Source organism: Gammaproteobacteria bacterium (genome assembly GCA_033344735.1).
GTDB lineage: Bacteria > Pseudomonadota > Gammaproteobacteria > UBA4575 > UBA4575 > UBA1858.
On record JAWPMW010000001.1, the window covers coordinates 315,815 to 335,012 of the forward strand.

A 19,198-nucleotide genomic window follows, 5' to 3' on the forward strand; every position below is an offset into this window, starting at 1 on the left:
AAAATAATATTAAAGAATTATGATGCTATAAAATATGAAAATAGAAAGTCAATAATATTATTGCCCGCTCATCACTTTTTTTAGACACATCCCTTAAAGTTTTTTTTTGCAAGGCCGATACGCTTGACAATGGCAACGCGGGAGCACTAGAGCTCTGCAGAGTCGGAGTGTTTCCTACTAAGGAAAGAAACTTTTTAAAGGAGCTGGTAAAATGCCACAAATTGTAAACACAAACTTATTCTCGTTGAACGCTCAACGAAATTTAAACGAGTCGCAGAATGCGTTAGGTCAATCATTGCAACGTTTATCATCAGGACTACGTATTAATAGTGCAAAAGATGATGCTGCAGGTCTAGCAATTGCAGAGCGATTCACTTCTCAAATTCGAGGTCTTAATCAAGCAATTCGAAATGCGAATGATGGTATATCATTTGCACAAACTGCTGAAGGTGGTTTAAGTACTTCAACAAGTGCTCTACAACGTATTCGTGAGTTAGCAGTACAGTCAGCTAATGATACAAACTCTGCATCTGACCGTGGCGCGATCAATAATGAGGTACAACAGTTGATTGCAGAAGTACGACGTATTGCGACTACAACTCAGTTTAACGGTCAAAATGTATTAGATGGTTCTTCATCTAGTCTGAGCTTCCAGGTTGGTGCAAACCAAAACCAGACTATTACTGTCGATGGTGTTGATGCACGATCTGATGTATTGGGTGCTCGAGTATCAACCTCTGGATCAATTGATCAGACGGCGATTGATGCTTCAGTTGCAGCTGCAGCAGGGGCTGGTGACTTGGTTATTAATGGTATTGCAGTTGATTTCTCAGGATTAAGTGCAGGTGCATCAGTAAATGATATTGCACAACAAATTAATGCAGTAACTTCTTTGTCTGGTGTGTCTGCTCAAACGGCGACTACTGTACTAACAGAAGATTTAGCTCAAACAGCAGGTACCGCTACTATAAATGGCGTTACAGTTACTTTACTAGCTGGATCATCAACTGCTAATAGAGATGCTAATGTAGCTGCAATTAATGCGTTAACTGGCCAAACAGGTGTTACGGCAGCGTCTGGCGCAGGTAATACTTTAACGCTTAGCAACAGTGATGGTACAAATATCGTTGTTGGCGGTGGTACTAACTTAGGTGGTGCTGCTGAGACGTATAGTGCAGGTCTTGTACTAGCGGGAAATGTTGGACAGGCGTATACAGCGACAGGTACTTTTGCTGTTCAGGGTGCTAGTAATGGTGTTGCCGCGGTTGTTTTAGGTGCATCACAAACAGACCAGTCTGTGACTAATACTAATGTATTGACTCAAGCAGATTCAACTGCAGCACTACTTACCCTGGACTTTGCATTAAGCCAGGTAAATACATTGCGATCAGAGTTAGGTGCGGTTCAAACACGTTTTGAATCTACAATTTCTAACTTGCAAATCACTTCTGAAAACTTAACAGCTGCACGTTCAAGAATTCAGGATGCTGATTTTGCTGCTGAGACTGCAGATCTTACTCGAGGCCAGATTCTTCAACAGGCTGGTTTATCAATTGTGGCTCAGGCTAACTCTTTACCACAATCAGTATTATCTCTACTTCAGTAATAGTGAGAATGTGAAATTTGTGCTCGGTTGATATGGCTGAGCACAAATTTACTAAAGATTAATAAAAGGTAATAACGATGACGACTGATGTGACATCCTTAACAGGTATAACACGACCACAGTCCAACTCGAGTATTGTTAATCGAGGGACTACAAATGTAGTTGCGATTAACTCAGAAGTCTCAGAAAAGTTGGTGCAAGAAATTAAGCAACCAACTGTAGTAGAGGTCAAGGTAGCAGCAAAACAAGTGAATGACTTTGTTAAGCAGTTAGATAGAAATCTTGAGTTTTCAGTAGATGAATCTAGCGGCAGGGTCATTATTACCGTACGGGAGCCGGAAACCGGCAAAATTATCCGCCAAATACCCCCAGAAGAGTTACTCGTAATCGCTAAATTAGTAAGTGAAAACTTCGCTAGTGCGCCTGTGCCTACAGGTATCTTATTAGCCGATGAAGGATAGTGCGAATCGGCATTATCTTTGCAAGCTTTTTGTTAACTAAGTTTGTTTATATAGATTAAGGAATTATATGGCCGGTTCAATCACTTCACTTGGCGTTGGATCTGGAATTGACCTAGAAGGGCTAGTAAATAATTTGCTGGCTGCAGAATCAAGACCAATTCAATTACTGCAAGTACGTCAGGGAAATCTTGATGCGAAGATCAGCGCATTTGGCCAACTTCAAGGTTCTCTATCCTCGTTTCAAGAAGCCGTCAGTGCATTGTCTACATCAGAAGCATTTCGTGAAGTATCAGCTTCGTCGACGGATGACTCTGTGTTTACAGCAACAGGATCACAATCTGCTGTCAACGGATCAAATGTCGTCGAGGTGACGCAGTTAGCGCAAAATAACAAATTAGGTACACAAAGCTTTCTTAGTGGAAGTGAAGTGTTAGGAACAGGCCAGCTTGCGTTTACAGTTGGTAGTGAAAGTTTCACTGTTGATATTACTGAAGAAAATAATACCCTTGAACAGATACGTGATGCAATCAATGCCAATAGTAATAATAATAGTGTTCAAGCAAGTATTATTAATGTTGATGAAGGCAGTAAACTAATATTAACGTCAAAAGAATCTGGACTGGCAAATCAAATTGCTTTTACTGTCACAGATGATGATGCAAATAATACCGATGATGCAGGTTTATCTCGTCTAGTGTTTGGAATTCAAGAATTGGAGGAAGCTCAAGATGCCACTTTGACGGTAGATGGATTTGCAGTGACGCGAAGTAGTAATGAAATCTCAGATGTCATTCAAGGAGTCACTCTTAGTCTGACGGGTTTAGGGACTGCCTCAGTATCAACAACAGAAAACTTGAATGTTGCGAGAAGTTCTATTGAAGCCTTAGTGTCTTCTTATAATGATTTAGTGTCTACGCTTAGTGTGCAAGGTGAAACTTCATTATCTGGTGAAAATACATTGTTAAATATTGAATCACGCGTGAGAGGTTTATTCTCCAATTCATATAATGATTCCTCTTCTAATATTAATTATTTATTTCAACTTGGCTTAAATTTCGATAGAGATGGTGTGCTTAGCTTTGATGATGAAAAATTTACTGAAGTCGTAGCCACTGATATTGATCAGATACAGAATCTTTTTACAAACTCTGAAAATGGTTTTATTACTTCATTAGAAACAGTAATTAAAAGTTATACCGACAGCGATGGTATTCTTAATAGTAGAACAGAAGGCTTAAACACAGAAAGATCGAGAATTGACGATGATATTGCACGTAAGGAGCTACGATTAGAAGATATTGAGGCACGTTTACGTACAAGGTTTGGTGCGCTTGATGGCCTGCTAAGCAGACTTAATTCAACTAGCTCTTTTTTAACTCAACAATTGGCAAATTTGCCATCTTTTAATCAATCAAGATAAAGGTAATAACTATAATGAATTCATTAAATTCTAATCAGGCATTGGCAAGCTATCAGGAAATGGGTGCGTATGGACAGGTAGAAGAAGCTAATGGGCATGAGCTTATTCGATTGTTACTTGAGACTTTGTCAATACGTATTGCTGAGGCAAAAACTTGCATACAAGAAGATGATATTGGTGAGAAAATCACCCGTCTGACCAAGGCCTTAAATATACTTGATGGTTTACGTATGTCATTAAATATTGAAAAAGGTGGTGAGATTGCTAGCAATCTTGATGATTTATATGACTATATGCAGCGCCAATTGATACAAGCGAATGCGCATAATGATGTATCAATTCTTGATGAGGTCAAAGGTCTGGTTGAGGAAATTTATAGTGCATGGTCTTTAATACCACAAGAATTACGTCGCTAGTCTCATGCTTGAATCCCGGCATGTGCATCAACAGTTATTAGGCGCGATTGACGCAAGTGAAAAAATAATTGATTCACTTAATAGTGGTGAGCTAGAAGAAGCAAGAAAATATGACGATCTTCGTGCCGACTTTATTCGTAGTATGTCTAAATGTCAAAATTTTTCAACAGATGCAGCTTTGTTTATAGATGAAATTGGTAAGTTAGCTAAACTTGATAAAGTTATTTTACGACTTAGTGGCAAACTACGTGACGAAGTTTTGACGGAAATCCGCAAAGAGCAATCATATCGGTTAAGGCATGTACAGTACGCTGAAAATCTCCAGCTGTAGCTAACATATACAATACCTAATAAATTGATAGTTACTATTATTTACAATACTTAACGAATGAAGAAAGAGATATCTCAAACCTATATTGATAACAATCATTCAAATATATTTATTTATTAACATGGACTTAGAACTAAATAGCAGATAATATTTGTAATATGTTAAGTAATTTGTCAATAATTTACTGGTGTATGAAGTAAAACTAGAATATTATTTAGTGGCATAAATATGTCGTTGAGTGTCAGAAACCCTACACAATAGTTATAACAATAAAGTGTTTGGAATTGCTACGTTGAAGGGAGCCTAAACTATGCGAAGTGTCAGTGAAGATCGACAGCACATTAACCAAAGCAGCACCGAAACAAAAGAATCAGTAGCGGCAAGAAGACGTCGTGGAAAATCGTTCTTAGATGGTCACAGCCATGCTATTCAAAATGTTTGTAAATTGGTTGAGCATGTTGCATCCACTACTGCTAATGTTTTAATTCTTGGCGAATCTGGAACAGGAAAAGAATTAGTAGCACGAGCAGTTCATTCTTTTTCTAATCGTGCTAAAAATCCCTTTGTTCCTGTTAATTGTGCAGCAATCCCATCAGAATTATTAGAAAGCGAGTTATTCGGTCATGAAAAGGGCGCTTTTACTGGTGCAATTACTGCTCATAAAGGACGCTTTGAATTAGCTCAGCACGGTACAATTTTTCTAGATGAAATTGGCGATATGGATCTGCAGATGCAGGCAAAGTTATTGCGGGTATTGCAAGAGAGAATTTATGAGCGAGTAGGAGGAACTAAGCCAATTCAGGCAGATGTCCGAATTGTTGCAGCGACACATAGAAATCTAGAAGAGATGGTCAGCAGTGGTGAATTTCGCGAAGACTTATATTATCGTCTAAATGTCTTTCCAATAGATATGCCACCATTACGTAGACGCGTTGAAGATATTCCTGCGCTTATTTGTGCTATTACTGATAGATTGAAGCGAGATAACGGTGCTAATTTCTCTCTGACCAATGATGCAGTTAAAATCTTAGCCAACTATCCATGGCCTGGCAATGTAAGAGAATTGTCTAATTTAATCGAGCGCCTCAGTATTCTTTATCCAAATAGCTCAATTGATTCATTGCAGTTACCAGAAAAACTACGTGATAAAGCGTCAGTGAAATCATCGACAAGTGATGAGAGTGCTGAGGTGGAATTCATAGAACAATTAGTCGAACCTTTTGTTGTTGAACAACCCAGTGATTCATTTCAATCTTATGGGCATCTCCCAGAATCTGGTTTTGATCTGAAAAGTTACATAGGTGATTTAGAAGTGCATTATATCCGTGAGGCCCTAGAGGCATCTGACGGTGTAGTGGCGCAAGCTGCTAAGTTATTAGGATTAAGAAGAACAACTCTAGTCGAAAAGTTACGCAAATACGGAATCCAAAGATAATATCGTCGTAATTTTGGCGTACTTCCACTTGAAATAAGTTAAGTCCTTATTTTATCTAGTTAAATTCATTTAGGCACGCCGTTTGCTTACAGTTGGTTAACGTGTAGTTTTTCTGCACATAATTAAACAGTAAGAAGCAAACCAAGAGGGTGTGCGCCATGAATGCAGTATCTAGTCTATCAAATGCAGATCTACATCTTGCTTTTGAGCAGTTTAATCAGATATCAGAACAATTTACTCATGCATATCAAGATCTCGAAGGTCGTTTCAAGCAAATAAAATCTGAATTATCTGATACCAAAGCAAAACGATTATTAGAGCTCGGTGAAAAAGAGCAATTAGCTAATAGAATGCATTTGCTATTAATGGCATTGCCAATGGGCGTCATGGTTATTGATAGTGAAGGTGTCATCCGTGAGTGCAATCAGTCTTCAGTTGAATTATTAGACATACAGTTACAGGGCAAGCTCTGGTCTGATGTTATAAAACAATTGTTCCCTCAGAATTCTCAAACTGACATTAGCAGTATTAATATCAATGGGCGAAATATACATTTCTCATCAAAATCAATTGCAGATTCTGAAGATTCGTTAGTTTTGGTTAATGATGTAACAGACCCTATGACGCATATCGATAGTGTTAAAAGAAAAGAGCGTCTAGCATTTTTGGGAAATGCAATCGCATCTATCGCGCATGATATACGTACACCTTTAGCAACATCATTTCTACATTTGTCAAATTTAAACAAAAAGTTAAAAAGCCAAAATCATGGCGACTATGTGAAAGTCGTGGAGAAGGTCAGGCATAATTTAAAAACTTTAGAAAATACTATTAATAGTATGCTTATTTATGCCAAAGGTGGTGTAGATACATTTAAGTCAATTGAGTGCAAGAAGTGTTGTGAATTGATTGCGACGGATCTTTTTGAATTATTTCCACAAGTCACATTTACAATTCATGCTCAGGAAAGTTTAAAGAATAAGTATGTAAAAGTTAATTTTGATGCATTAATGACAACATTTCGAAATTTAATTGCAAATTCGCAAGCAGTATGTAATCAGGATGTTTCAATTAAAATTAATTTTATTAGTGATAAAGACGACCTTATGAAAATTACAGTTTCTGATAATGGCCCAGGAATAGAAGAAGAAACTATGGAGAAGATATTTGAACCATTCTTTACCGCCAGAAAAAATGGAACAGGTTTAGGTTTGTCTATCGTTAAGTCAATAGTTGAATCTCACAGTGGTCAAATCACAGCCGAAAATACGTCTTCGGGTGCTATGTTTAACATACAGCTGCCTTTAGAGTATCAAGTATGGAAGCCAAAAAAAATTGGAGTAAGCCAATAAAATGGTTAATGACAAGGAGGAAGTAGTGTCTAAAATTAATATTCTCATCGTTGAGGATGATCAAGAACTATTGCAAGCGTTAGTTGATACATTGAGCCTGGATGACAATATTGTGCATGGCATGAACACATTGTCTAGCGCAGTAACTTGCTTGAAAAACAATGATATAGATTTGATTGTTAGTGATGTTAATTTTAATCAAGAAGATAAGAAGTGCGCATTACAATCAGGAATGGATTTTCTAAAATATACTAGAGAAAATTCTTTACAGATTCCATTTATTCTTATGACAGCTTACGCAACCGTGGATAAAGCAGTTGAAGCAGTGAAGTTGGGTGCAATTGATTATCTGGTTAAGCCATTTGAAGCTGAACAATTAATTAATATCGTTCAGAAGAATGTGCAAGTGCGTAAAGATGATTCTATTTTCGTTGCGGTTGATGATGAAAGTGTCAGAGTTAAACGTTTAGCAGCACAGGTTGCGTCAACTGATGTTTCAATTTTAATTAATGGAGAAAGTGGAACTGGTAAGGAAGTTTTGGCTAGTTATATACATCATTGCTCGCCTAGAACAAATGAGCCGTTCATTGCCATAAATTGTGCAGCAATTCCAGAGAATATGCTGGAAGCAATGCTGTTTGGTTATGAGAAAGGTGCATACACGGGCGCCCATACCTCTAACCCTGGAAAATTTGAACAGGCTCAAGGTGGAACCTTATTGTTAGACGAAATTTCAGAAATGGATATTTCTTTGCAGGCTAAACTATTACGAGTCTTGCAAGAAAAACAGGTAGAACGATTGGGCGGTAAGAATGTTATTGATTTGGATGTAAGAATTCTGGCAACAACTAATAGAAATATAAAGCAAGAAGTTGAAAAAGGTAGATTTAGAGAAGATCTTTACTACAGACTCAGCGTATTTCCAATAAGCTTAAAATCTTTAAGAGAGCGTAAAGATGATATTTTGCCAATAATCGAGTCGCTTCTTTATAAGTATCGAAATATTTCTGGAAATGTCAGTTTAAGTAATGCGGCTAAAGATAAGTTAATTAGTTATCAGTGGCCAGGTAATGTCAGAGAACTAGATAATGTTATTCAGCGATCAATAGTCTTGTGCAATGGCCAAACGATATTGCCTGAGCACGTATTTATTGAAGATGATGGCGAGGACAACAATATTATTATTCAGCCTGAAAATAATTTAAAAGAAAATGAACGTAGTTTAATCTTACACGCCTTGAAAGAAGGAAATGGTAGTAGGAAGCATGCGGCTGAACAGCTTGGTATCAGTCCAAGAACATTACGATATAAGTTAGCAAGGCTTAAAGATGAAGGGGTAGAAGTACCTTCAGCATTTGGTATGGCATAAAGGAGTAATAATCAATGGATAAAATAAATTCTAATGAGTTGCTTAATCAACTTCAGGTGTTGGCAAGACAAGTTCAAGAGACTAACACTCAAAATAGTGCTGATAATGAAGTTACACAAAGCAGTCAATTTTCTGAACTCATGAAAAATTCTATTAATCAAGTTAATGACCAGCAAATGAAGGCGGGTGAAATGACTAAAGCATTTGAAATGAATGATCCTGATGTGCCACTTTCATCAGTAATGATTGAAATGCAAAAAGCGCGGGTATCATTTGAAGCACTTAAGCAGGTGCGTAACCAGTTGGTTGATGCGTATAAGCAAGTAATGAATATGCCATTATAATAATTAAATTAGCAATAACTTAATAAAAGAGGATAGTCATGGAAGGCGACATTAGTATTCAGCAAAGCCCCGAAATGCCTGATAAAGCAATGCGTATCACTAAAACAATTGTGTCGTCTGTGAGCACTTTGTTTGGTTTGGCTGCTGTTTTAGCGCTTAGCGTTGCAGTCATAATGTGGGCATCAAAACCTGAATATTCACCTGTAATTGATAATTTATCGGACAGTGATATTGGGGCGGTAACCTCAATATTATCGGCCAATGAAATTCCGTATAAAGTTGATAGTAATTCTGGAAGTTTATTGGTAGCTAATGACCAAAAGCAAAAAGCCAGAATTTTATTGTCTGCAGAAGGCTTGCCCAACTCAAGCCCAATGGGGTATGAATTGTTGAAACAAGATACTGCATTAGGAACTAGCCAATTTTTAGAGACTGCACGCTATCAGCATGCTTTAGAGACTGAGTTGAGTCGTTCTATATCATCGATGAGAAATATAGATAGTGCTAGAGTACATTTGGCTATGCCTAAAAGAACAGCATTTATGCGAAAGAAAGATAAAAGTAGTGCTTCAGTAATGGTTAATGTGTCGGGTGGTTTAAAATTAGAAAAAGGTCAAATTAATTCTATTGCTTATTTGGTCGCATCTAGTGTTCCTTATTTAAATGTTTCTAATGTAACTGTCGTTGACCAATGGGGTAATCTGCTTAATTCTACAGGTGCAGATAAAGGAATTGAGCATTCGAAAAAGCAATTCGATTATAAAATGGAAGTGGAATCATTGTATGTTGATCGTATTGAGTCAATGTTGGCGCCAATATTTGGTTACGGTAGAGTAAAAGTTCAGGTTAATGCAGAAATGGATTTCACTCGAATTGAAAGCACTCAAGAGTTATTTGATTCAGACCAAGAAAAAGTGAGAAGTGAGCAAATAATAGATCAACAACAAACTGGCGCTGGAGGTACAGCTATAGGAATTCCTGGTGCTTTGTCTAATCAACCACCTGCTGGTGGTACAGTTGATCCCCAAGGTAATGCAGTGGATGGTAGTAACATTACGCCAACAAATAGTAATAGAAATTCAGTTCGTAACTACGAATTAGATAAGACTATAAGACACGTAATGCAGCCAGTTGGTGAACTTCAAAAAATTACAGTAGCTGTAGTAGCTGATGATTGGGTCACGGTGAATGAATCAGGTGAAGAAGTGAGAACTGAATTATCAGATGAAGATTTCGCTTTAATAAGGGGTATTGTGAGTGAAGCAATCGGATTTAGTGAAGAGCGTGGTGATAGTGTCTCAGTCTATAATAAATCATTTCAAACTATTGAGTTAGAAGTAATACCAGAATTGCCAATTTGGAAGCAAGACTGGTTTGTCACACTTGTGAAACAGAGTCTTGCTGGTATAGCTATATTGATATTAATTTTCACAGTAGTCAAACCAACAATGAAAACGTTGCAAGGTCGTTTAATTGATTCGGGTTCTGATTCAAATAAGCAATTATTAGCATTAGAGAATTCAGATGGTTCGAGTTCTGGTAAAGCAGAATCAAACACTCAACAATCTCTGACAAATCGACATCCGAATTATGTTGAACAATTAGCAATGGCTAAACAGCTTGTTGGACAGGATTCAAAGCAGGTAGCAAAAGTAGTCAAGAATTGGGTTTCTGATAATGGCTGATGAAATAGCAGCGTTAAATGCACCTGCACGTGACTTAACGGGTGCTGAAAAATCAGCAATTTTGTTAATGGTACTAGGTGAGCAAGATGCTTCTCAGGTGTTAAAACATATGAGCCCAGAAGAGCTTCAACAACTTGGTGAAGCAATGACTAGTATGAATGATATAACACAGCATGAAATTCATGATGTGATGGTTAACTTTTCTGATGACACAAAAAGTACAACACCATTAGATATTGGTGCTTATGACTATCTTAAGAAAGTTCTGAAAACTGCCCTTGGTAATAATAAAGCTAAAAACATCCTTTCTAGAATAGTTCTTGGTCCTGAAGCTAAAGGTATAGAAGTTTTGAAGTGGATGAATGCGGAAACCATCTCAGATTTTATAAGAGATGAGCACCCACAAATAGTAGCAACTCTTCTAACTCAACTAGATGGGGAATTGGCGGGTAAAGTGTTAGAGAGTTTAGATATACACGATCAGTCAAAAGTAATTGAACGAATCGCACTTATGGAAGATGTTAATTCTGATGCGCTTAGGGAATTAGACGAACTAATTGAAGATTATTTTAAGAAAGATAAACCTGACAAAGTCCCTAGTGTTGGCGGCCCATCAATTGCAGCAAATATTTTGAATAATGTTAAAACTGATATTGAATCTAATGTCATGGAGCAAATTAATAATCGCGATAAGAATTTAGGAGATCGAATTAAAGGTTTAATGTTTGTTTTTGATAATTTATTAGATATTGATGATCGTGGTATGCAAACTATATTAAGAGAATCACCTCAAGATAAACTTGTGCTTGCTCTGAAAGGTGCAAGTGCTGATGTGAGAGAGAAAATATTTAAGAATATGTCTAAACGTGCTTCAGAAATGCTAAGAGATGATCTGGAAACTGCTGGTCCAGCAAAATTATCTGAAGTTGAAGATGCTCAAAAGGAAATATTGGAAGTCGCGCTTAAGTTAGGCGAGGAAGGTAAGATTATGTTGGGTGGAGGAGATGATGATTATTTATAGATCATCATATATTGAAATTATAAATTTAGGTGGAGCATGAGCGAAGGTGGAATAAAGCGATTATTATTTGAGAATAATAATCAAAATCGAAGTGTTCAAAGCCAGTTTAGTCCAAGTAAATTATTCCAAGCAGGAAATAATGCATCGAGTAATGTTTATCAAGATTCTTTCGAAGAAGAAAAAAAACGTGCGTTTGACCAAGGTTATCAGCAAGCTGTTGCTCAAGCTCAGCAAGAGTGGAATGAAAAAATCAGTTTGATAAATAATTTAGCTGAAGCTCTAGATCAACCATTAAAAGATATTGACCACAAAGTTATTGAAAAATCTACAGAATTAGCCATCGCAATTGCTAAACAAATTGTTAGAAGAGAACTATCTTTAGATTCTGGTCAAATTGTCTCAGCTGTTAAGCAAGCAATTGAGCTGATTCCAAAAGATGGTGAGCAAATTAATATATATGTAAATCCCAAAGATGATCAGCATATTAAACAGCTTTTCTCTAAAGATGAGAAATTTAATAAATATAATGTTATACAGGATCCAACAATTTCTGTAGGTGGATGTAAAGCAAGTACAGATTATTCATTAGTCGATCTTACTATAGATAAACAAATAGCAAACATAGCAGCACAAATTTTTGGTGATCAAAGAAATGCCGCAAGATAATACCTATTTGTATACTAGGATTGATACATATTCGCAATGGTTTGACCAATGTTTGGAAAATATTCAATTGCAGACTCCTGTTGTACGTGGAGTATTAACTAGAATATCTGGCTTAGCGCTAGAAGCTAGAGGTATACATTGTAAAATAGGCACTCGATGTGAAATTATTGCAGATTCTGAACAAGCAATAGAGGCTGAAGTAGTTGGTTTTTCTTCAGGTAAAACATTTCTTATGGCAATGGATAAAACTCATGAGTGCTCTCCTGGAATGGAGGTAATTCCAAAAGAAGAAATTGTTGGTCTCCCAGTTGGTGATGAGTTAGTAGGGCATGTGTTAGATGGCAATGGTTGTCCTTTAGATGGAAAACTTCTACCTGAGAATTTAACTCGCTCAAAATTAACCAGTCATCCTATTAATCCACTAATGCGAAGTATTATTAATGAACCACTTGATGTAGGTGTTCGGTCAATTAATAGCTTGCTTACTATAGGTCGAGGACAAAGGATAGGTTTGATTGCTCCTAGTGGAGTGGGTAAAAGTGTTTTGCTTAGTATGATGACACGATATACCAATGCTGATATTACAGTTATTGGGCTTATTGGTGAAAGAGGACGTGAAGTTAGTGAATTTTTACATCACACATTAAATGAGCAATCTAGAAAACAATCTGTAGTTATAGCAGCTCCTGCTGATTATAGTCCATTAAATAGAGTACATGCTGCACAGTATGCCACTTCAGTGGCTGAATATTTCCGCAGTCAAGGTAAACATGTATTACTTTTAATGGACTCATTGACACGTTATGCGCAAGCTCATCGAGAAATTTCTTTGTCGGTAGGAGAGCCGCCTGTATCAAAAGGTTATCCACCATCTGTATTTGCAAAGATACCCGAATTAGTTGAGCGTGCAGGAATGAACGAAGATGGCAGTGGGTCTATTACCGCTTTTTATACTGTTTTAGCTGAAAATGATGACTTGAATGATCCTGTGGTTGATTCTGCTCGCTCAGTACTAGATGGACACATAACTCTTTCACGTGACTTGGCCGAATACGGACATTACCCTGCAATTGATATAGAGAAGTCAATATCTCGAATAATGAATAATATTGTTAGTAAAGACCATATTAAACTTGCTCAGGTATTTCGATCTATCTATTCTAAGTATGAGGAAAATAAAGATGTCATTCAGTTAGGAATTTATAAGAAAGGTTCTGATGAAGAGCTTGATATTGCGATCGCTCTACATGAAAATCTAATGAAATTTTTATCACAAGATATTGATGAACAGTCAAGCTTAAATGAATCTATAGAAAGTTTATCATCTTTATTTACAGTTGCTAACGAGTGAATAAAGTACAACGACTGGAAAAATTGCAGAAGCTCTTGAAGATTCGAGAGCAGGACGTGTTGGCTGAATTTAAACAGCTACAAAAAACTAGTAATGAGATAAAAATGCAGATTAATGATTTGTCCAACCATGGAATTCAATCTGAAAAAAAACTTATGCAAAATCCTGTTGTAATTGATCAATTAACATTAGTAAAGAATTTTAATGCTAAAATTGAGGTGGTGATAGAGCAATTAAATGTTAGTTTAGCCAACAATGATAAAAATTTCCTCATCGTTGCTGATAAGATAAAGGAATTAAGAACTAGTTTGACTTCCATTGAACGCTTGACTGATAAATACCAGTTGATAGAAAGTTGCGATCAAGAAAAGCGTACTCAAAAACAAATTGAAGAAAATATAAACTATAATCTTTCTACTTCAGAATGATGGTGATTTAATTTAATAAAAGTTGGCCCACTCTATGCAATGACTTAGGTAAGTTATTAACTACCTTATACATGCTATGCAGTCATTAATAAGCCAAATTGCTAATTTATTTGCTACACAATCACTAAAATCTATAGATAACAATGGGTTATCTCAATCTTCAACAGTTAATTCAGAGTTCGGTGGACTATTAGAAAGCTTTTCTGGAGATGATTATGCTGCAAATATTGCCGCTCTAGATGGCAATATTTCACCTGTATCATCATATACACCTATCTCTTTTAAACTCACTCAGTTTGCAGTGACTGCGCGACCAAGTGATTCTAATGGAGAAATTGAGTATAGCGGTCAAATAAGTAGTACCCTCTTAAAGGGCAGCTTAGAAGGTTTGACAAATTCATTCAATTCAAATTTTAGTGCTTTAAGTAAAGATAGTATTGAATTTTCTAATCCTGCAAATCATATAAGTCTAAAATCGACAACGTCTCACAGTCTTGATGGTGAGCAATATATCCCAGTATCTGCTTCATCAACACAGTTAAATGATGATTTGAACTTGCGCCGAGGCATTCATAATTTCATTGATGACCCAAAAGTTAATGCTCAAGTAGGAAATCAGAATCGGAGCGAAATTAATTTTCATAATCTTGTTGACGAACCAACAGTTAATACTCAAGTAAGTACGCATAATCAGCGTGAAGTTCTCCATAAGACAGAAAATGTAGTTAACAATTATCTTCTAAAGGATACGCCTGACGATAGTTATTTAGATAATGCTATTCGTCGGAATACAGAGAACTTGGTGAATAGCAAAAATGCAACATATAGTAATACAAATGGCGCAGATCTTATTGCTAAAAGTAATGAGGTGACTACTAATTCTGTTGTTAGTTCTGTGGGTAATATAAAGCCATCAGATCAAAGCTTAAGTGCTTTTTCGGTAATTCCAGTAGATGAGAAAGTCGTTAAAGTAGCAAGTACAGATGCGCAAATATTTGATGTTAAAGTCGCAAGTAATACAGATTTAAGTATTGATGAATTAAAATTACCATCAATTAAAGAAAGCGTTAACGATAAAACTTTATCTACTGATGCAAAATTGGGTATGCGATCGGAAACATTGAATGCTAATAATGAATCTGTTGATATGTATAATGATAATGCAACAACAAAACAGTTAATCACTGATAGCTCGTCTATAGATAAAGAAGTAATTATTGCAGAAAAGCAAATATATAACCAAGCTCAGTTAGATGAGGCAAAACGTATAGACAATAATGCCCGTGAAGAAGTGAAAAATTTTAGATCCAGCTCTTTAGACCACAGTATAGATCCAGGCAATATTCCTAGAGTTACGGCTCGTAACGATGTCGGCCCGGAATTAAATACTATAAACAGGAATCTAGATATCATACAAGATGTGAAACTATCACCAAATATGAATGTTCCAATAGATAAACTCACCACTATTAATTCTGCACCTATAGAACAACTTACTATGAGTAATAAAGTGTCTGGACTTGAAAGATCACCACTACTATTCAATGATAGTAATCAAGTGCGCAATGGTGATGATCTAGCACAACAGATAATATGGGCAAAGAATAATAATGCCAGTCAAGTTAGGATCGCTATGTCCCCAGAGCATCTTGGTGCATTGGAGATAAATATTGAAGGTGATATTGATGGATTGAATATTCAATTTACTACTCAAAATGCAAGTGCTAAAGATGCGTTAGAAACTTTTATGCCTAGACTTAAAGACATGTTAGAACAAAATGGTTTAAATCTTCAGAATGCGAATGTGTCGCAGCAGGATAAAGGCCAGAGAGATAATTTTGCTTTTAATGATACCGAGCAATTTGATTCCCAGTCCATTAATGAAGAACAGGCAGGTACTAATGGAGATTTTGATACTAAAGAATCTAAGCAGTCGAAAAATTATCTATTAGAAGCGTTTGCTTAAGTTTTAGATTCTCAATTTCAAAGCATCACTATCGTGGTGCGGGTAATTTGTCGCTAAGTTGACGTCAATGTGTTGGCTATTACTTAGAGTGATGCGCCAATTTTACAGCTATTCAGCCCTATCTTATTGAAAATTAACAATTTATTTTGTTGGCATATGCTTTGCTAATACTAAAGCAAAGACACATTGGTATGTAATTGATTTCTTTAAAAGGTGTAAGAAATGGCTGACGAGAACAACGAAGAAGAAGAAAAGAAAGGTGGATCTAAAAAAAATCTGATCATGATGATTGCGGTTGTCGTTGTTACATTGGCATTAGGCGCTGGTGGGGCAATATTCTTCATGGGAGGTAGTGATTCAGCTGAGGTAGAAATGGTCGACGGAGAAATGATCGAAGAAGAAATTATGCCAGAGATGTCGATTTATCATGAATTGCATCCTGCATTTGTCGCCAACTTCAGTGGAAAATCGAAAAAGAAGTATATGCAGGTATATATAGTTGCATTAGCACATGAGGATTCTGTTATTGATGATCTTCAATTGCATATGCCCGCAGTTAGAAATGATGTGTTGATGACTTTAAGTAAAACAACAAGTGATGAAATTGAAACAGTCGAAGGTAAAGAAGAATTGCGTCAAAAAGTACTGTCCAGAATCAAAGAAACAATGAAAAAGAAAACAGGTAAAGAGGGCATAGAAGATATCTACTTTACTAAATTTGTAGCGCAATAAGGCTATGTCTGAGGAAGATATCTTGAGTCAAGATGAGATGAATGACCTTGCTAATAAAAGCAATGGTGATGAAACGTCACCTAAAGAGGAGCTGCACGACGTAGGTCAGGTGCAACCATACGATTTTAAGCAACCAGAGCACACAAAACAATCACATTTTCCAACTTTACAAATTATTAATGAGAAAACTGCATTAGATCTGCGTGAAAAATTAGAAGTAATGTTGCAACAAAAAGTTGAGGTAACAGCTCAAGAATCACATATTAATAGATTTGGCGAATTTTTGCATTCTCTCAACATACCAATTGATATTAAGAAAATTTATGTTCCAGAATTAAAAGGAAGTTTTTTGATTTGCTTTGATGAAGAATTAATTGGCTCTGTCATCGAAGGATATTTTGGTGCTCCAGAAATGGCTGCTGACAATCATGAGGAGGCAAATAGTAAGTCAGATGATGAAAGCAAAAGTAATGATAACTCGGAAGAATCAGAGGATGAGTTAGAAGTTATCTTGGAGAAAGAAGAATTTACAAATGCCGAGTCGCGTATTAGTCAAAAGTTACTTAAATATGTATTAGAAAGTATGCAAGGTGGTTGGAACTTGTTGGATAACTATTCATTCAAGTATGAGAAAACTGAAAATAATCCACGCCTAATTAATGATTTAGATCATGAAGAGCTACTTATTAATATTAATTTTGAAATAAAAATAAGAAATAAAATTAATGTAATTCGCATAGGTATGCCTTACAAAATGCTTGATAAAGTTAAACATAAATTACGAAGAGTTGTTCAAAATATACAAGAAGCTAGTGATAAAAAATGGCTTGCAAAATTATATGACAAGTTGCAATCAGTGCCTATGGAATTAGTTGGTGAATTGGGTCGAGTAGTTGTTCCTGTGAATAAACTTATCGAGCTTAAGGTGGGCGATACATTGAAGATCCAAAAACCTGAAAATATTACTCTTTATGTTAATAAAACTCCTATATTGACAGGCCAGTTAGGAGAATCAAATGGTCAAACAGCAATCCAAATAAACAATTGGATTAAGCCTGAGATGAAAAAAATATAAAAGGATTTTTATGAGTGAAACAGATCAAGAGGTAAACATGGATGATAATAAGGGAAGCTTAGCTGATGAAGAAATACTCGAAGCAGCGAGTATTGATAATAATCCAAATCTAGACGTAATTTTAAATATTCCTGTTCAAGTTTCATTGGAACTTGGAAAAGCTAACATGGACTTAAGGGATTTACTTCAACTTGGTCAGGGTTCAGTTATAGAGCTAGAAAGAATGATTGATGAACCATTAGATGTTCTAGTCAATGGCGCACTTGTAGCACGCGGTGAAGTTGTTGTGGTTGATAATAAGTTTGGTATACGTCTTACAGATATAGTTAGTCCAGAGAAACGAGTTCAATCATTTAGCGGGCTATAGCATGATCAAATTCCCACTTATGAAAATAGCATCAATCGCTATTTTAAATGCTACTTATGTGTCTAATTCATGGGCACAAGAATTAGCGACTGGAACATCTATAGGTTCATATTCTTGGGAGGCAGTGAAAGTCGTCGTGTCTTTGGCATTGGTGTTAGTTATTTTCTATCTCTTGGTGAATGCATTCAAAAAATATACGGGTGTTTCTATGAAAGCTAATTCATCTATTCGTGTGATAGGTGGACTTACTTTAGGTGGTAAAGACAAAGTCGTTATATTGGAAGCAGGCAAGGTTAATTTTTTATTAGGTGTCTCGAACTCAGGTATTACTAAGATACACCAGTTTGAAGAAGATGAATTTGATGCATCAAATAATGCTCAAGTAAGTGGAATTGGATTTAATCAACATATTGAAAGAATACTAAATAAAAATTCGTCATGAAGTTTATATTCGTAATTGCATTATTTCTAATTTCAGCTACAAGTTTTGCTGCGCCAGGCCTTGAGGCATTGACTGTCGAAACAACAATAGATGGGGATCAAAAATATTCATTAAGCTTGCAAGCTTTAGTGTTGATGACGGCACTAAGTCTTTTGCCAGCAGCATTATTAATGATGACATCATTTACACGTATCATTATTGTCCTTGCTATATTGCGTCAAGCATTAGGCACTGCTCAAACACCTTCCAATCAAATTCTTTTGGGATTAGCGTTGTTTATTACCGTGTTTATAATGTCACCAGTATTACAAGAAATTAATGTGACTGCAGCGCAACCGTATTACGCAGAAGATATTTCAGCAGATCAAGCGATAAATTTAGCAAAGAAGCCGATTATGGAATTTATGCTTGCGCAAACAAGAGAAGATGATATTTCTATGTTTATTGAGATGTCTGGTATTCAGGGTATAGACGGTCCAGAAAATATTCCATTGACTGTATTGTTGCCATCATTTGTCACCAGTGAGTTAAAAACAGCATTTCAAATTGGTTTTCTAATATTTTTGCCATTCCTAATTATTGATTTGGTCGTTGCGAGTGTACTGATGTCAATGGGTATGATGATGTTGTCACCTCTTATTATCTCTCTACCATTTAAGTTGATGTTGTTTGTAATGGTTGATGGTTGGTCAATGATTATTGGTAGTTTGGCTTCGAGTTTCTTATAGGTA

20 protein-coding genes are annotated in these 19,198 nt (G+C 36.2%); all 20 read left to right on the forward strand.

Features of this window, described 5'->3' with window-relative positions:
• Positions 1-211: 211 nt before the first annotated feature.
• The 20 genes from R8G33_01630 (at position 212) to fliP (ending at position 19,195) form a co-directional block, all read left to right on the forward strand.
• On the forward strand, positions 212-1,606 hold the full coding sequence (locus tag R8G33_01630) for a flagellin (protein ID MDW3094351.1): 1,395 nt from the start codon (positions 212-214) through the stop codon (positions 1,604-1,606).
• Between the two features lie 77 nt (positions 1,607-1,683).
• Positions 1,684-2,067: a flagellar protein FlaG gene (locus tag R8G33_01635; GenBank protein ID MDW3094352.1), complete on the forward strand. Its 384-nt coding sequence runs from the start codon at positions 1,684-1,686 to the stop codon at positions 2,065-2,067.
• 67 nt (positions 2,068-2,134) lie between these two features.
• Positions 2,135-3,487 carry a flagellar filament capping protein FliD gene (gene fliD / locus R8G33_01640; GenBank protein MDW3094353.1) on the forward strand — a complete coding sequence of 451 codons (1,353 nt, stop codon included), beginning with the start codon at positions 2,135-2,137 and terminating at the stop codon, positions 3,485-3,487.
• A 14-nt stretch (positions 3,488-3,501) separates the two neighbouring features.
• The gene (gene fliS, locus R8G33_01645; GenBank protein MDW3094354.1) at positions 3,502-3,903 is read left to right on the forward strand and encodes a flagellar export chaperone FliS; all 402 of its coding nucleotides are present in this window, start codon (positions 3,502-3,504) and stop codon (positions 3,901-3,903) included.
• Between the two features lie 4 nt (positions 3,904-3,907).
• Positions 3,908-4,234: a hypothetical protein gene (locus tag R8G33_01650; GenBank protein ID MDW3094355.1), complete on the forward strand. Its 327-nt coding sequence runs from the start codon at positions 3,908-3,910 to the stop codon at positions 4,232-4,234.
• A 310-nt stretch (positions 4,235-4,544) separates the two neighbouring features.
• Positions 4,545-5,669 carry a sigma-54 dependent transcriptional regulator gene (locus R8G33_01655; protein MDW3094356.1) on the forward strand — a complete coding sequence of 375 codons (1,125 nt, stop codon included), beginning with the start codon at positions 4,545-4,547 and terminating at the stop codon, positions 5,667-5,669.
• Between the two features lie 158 nt (positions 5,670-5,827).
• Positions 5,828-7,021 carry an ATP-binding protein gene (locus R8G33_01660; GenBank protein MDW3094357.1) on the forward strand — a complete coding sequence of 398 codons (1,194 nt, stop codon included), beginning with the start codon at positions 5,828-5,830 and terminating at the stop codon, positions 7,019-7,021.
• Between the two features lie 25 nt (positions 7,022-7,046).
• Positions 7,047-8,390: a sigma-54 dependent transcriptional regulator gene (locus R8G33_01665; GenBank protein ID MDW3094358.1), complete on the forward strand. Its 1,344-nt coding sequence runs from the start codon at positions 7,047-7,049 to the stop codon at positions 8,388-8,390.
• Positions 8,391-8,404: 14 nt separating this feature from the next.
• Complete coding sequence (fliE, locus tag R8G33_01670; GenBank protein ID MDW3094359.1) at positions 8,405-8,734, forward strand: flagellar hook-basal body complex protein FliE; 330 nt, start codon at positions 8,405-8,407, stop codon at positions 8,732-8,734.
• Positions 8,735-8,772: 38 nt separating this feature from the next.
• Positions 8,773-10,419 (forward strand): flagellar basal-body MS-ring/collar protein FliF, encoded by a 1,647-nt coding sequence (gene fliF / locus R8G33_01675; GenBank protein ID MDW3094360.1) that lies wholly within the window; start codon positions 8,773-8,775, stop codon positions 10,417-10,419.
• On the forward strand, positions 10,412-11,440 hold the full coding sequence (fliG, locus tag R8G33_01680; GenBank protein MDW3094361.1) for a flagellar motor switch protein FliG: 1,029 nt from the start codon (positions 10,412-10,414) through the stop codon (positions 11,438-11,440). Before fliF ends, fliG begins: the two co-directional genes overlap by 8 nt.
• 36 nt (positions 11,441-11,476) lie before the next feature.
• Positions 11,477-12,106: a FliH/SctL family protein gene (locus R8G33_01685; GenBank protein MDW3094362.1), complete on the forward strand. Its 630-nt coding sequence runs from the start codon at positions 11,477-11,479 to the stop codon at positions 12,104-12,106.
• Entirely contained in the window at positions 12,093-13,457 is a 1,365-nt protein-coding gene (locus R8G33_01690) for a FliI/YscN family ATPase (GenBank protein ID MDW3094363.1), read from the forward strand. The genes R8G33_01685 and R8G33_01690 overlap by 14 nt, the downstream gene beginning before the upstream one ends.
• On the forward strand, positions 13,454-13,885 hold the full coding sequence (locus tag R8G33_01695; GenBank protein ID MDW3094364.1) for a hypothetical protein: 432 nt from the start codon (positions 13,454-13,456) through the stop codon (positions 13,883-13,885). Before R8G33_01690 ends, R8G33_01695 begins: the two co-directional genes overlap by 4 nt.
• Positions 13,886-13,961: 76 nt before the next feature.
• Positions 13,962-15,851, forward strand: coding sequence for a flagellar hook-length control protein FliK (locus tag R8G33_01700; GenBank protein ID MDW3094365.1), 1,890 nt, complete (start codon positions 13,962-13,964; stop codon positions 15,849-15,851).
• Positions 15,852-16,073: 222 nt separating this feature from the next.
• Positions 16,074-16,583, forward strand: coding sequence for a flagellar basal body-associated FliL family protein (locus R8G33_01705; protein MDW3094366.1), 510 nt, complete (start codon positions 16,074-16,076; stop codon positions 16,581-16,583).
• A 4-nt stretch (positions 16,584-16,587) separates the two neighbouring features.
• Complete coding sequence (locus R8G33_01710; GenBank protein ID MDW3094367.1) at positions 16,588-17,658, forward strand: FliM/FliN family flagellar motor switch protein; 1,071 nt, start codon at positions 16,588-16,590, stop codon at positions 17,656-17,658.
• A 10-nt stretch (positions 17,659-17,668) separates the two neighbouring features.
• On the forward strand, positions 17,669-18,025 hold the full coding sequence (gene fliN, locus R8G33_01715) for a flagellar motor switch protein FliN (protein MDW3094368.1): 357 nt from the start codon (positions 17,669-17,671) through the stop codon (positions 18,023-18,025).
• 19 nt (positions 18,026-18,044) lie between these two features.
• Entirely contained in the window at positions 18,045-18,467 is a 423-nt protein-coding gene (locus R8G33_01720) for a flagellar biosynthetic protein FliO (protein MDW3094369.1), read from the forward strand.
• Entirely contained in the window at positions 18,464-19,195 is a 732-nt protein-coding gene (fliP, locus tag R8G33_01725; protein ID MDW3094370.1) for a flagellar type III secretion system pore protein FliP, read from the forward strand. The genes R8G33_01720 and fliP overlap by 4 nt, the downstream gene beginning before the upstream one ends.
• Positions 19,196-19,198: the final 3 nt, after the last annotated feature.